This window comes from Streptococcus sp. 1055, assembly GCF_013276815.1.
GTDB lineage: Bacteria > Bacillota > Bacilli > Lactobacillales > Streptococcaceae > Streptococcus > Streptococcus pseudopneumoniae.
Genome location: NZ_VMLT01000174.1, coordinates 1 through 613 on the forward strand (window position 1 = coordinate 1; position 613 = coordinate 613).

The 613-nt window shown below is 36.9% G+C and carries 1 protein-coding gene; it reads left to right on the plus strand.

Annotated elements, in window-relative coordinates; genetic code table 11:
• The first annotated feature begins 50 nt into the window (after positions 1–50).
• Positions 51–206, plus strand: coding sequence for a hypothetical protein (locus HT699_RS11460; protein ID WP_172934389.1), 156 nt, complete (start codon positions 51–53; stop codon positions 204–206).
• Positions 207–613: the final 407 nt, after the last annotated feature.

Below are 613 nucleotides of genomic sequence, written 5' to 3' on the forward strand. Positions count from 1 at the left end.
CGCTTTTTTAAAACTAAATAACTATATAATAAAAAATAAGGGGACACGAAATGGACACCAAAGCTAAAAAGTTCACACTTGCAACGATTTCAGCTCTATCACTTCTTGGGGTAGGAATTGTTACATCACAATCAGTAGCCACTAATGATAGGCTGGCTTCCACTCAAGCAATCAATGGTCAATCCTACAATATCTTAAACTCTTAGGTCACTAGTACTTCTTCTGGTACTACTCTAGTTGGGATTGAAGGGACTTTCTTAACGCCATATAAACAGGCTATCTTAGACCGTATCAATGCCATTCGAAAAGAAACAACAGACGAAGGTCTAGTTACTAGCTATGTTCCTATCAAATGGTCAACTGCACTAGAAAAAACAACCTTCATTCGTGCAGCAGAAGCTTCGATCACCATTAATCACACACGCTTGTCTAGTAAGGACATTTGGAGCGCCTGGTCTTCAGGAAATTTCTCACCAGCAGAAAACTTAGCTTGGAACTATGACGGATTTATGACAGCTATTAATCAATGGTATGAGGAAAAAGCCGATTATGTTAATACTAAACTAAAATCAAAAAGCATTATATAATAGTAATATGAAATCAACTAAAGAAG

What these genes read in the sequence shown, in the direction of transcription:
- HT699_RS11460 (WP_172934389.1), top strand. Translation starts at nt 51, where the DNA reads ATGGACACCAAAGCTAAAAAGTTCACACTTGCAACGATTTCAGCTCTA.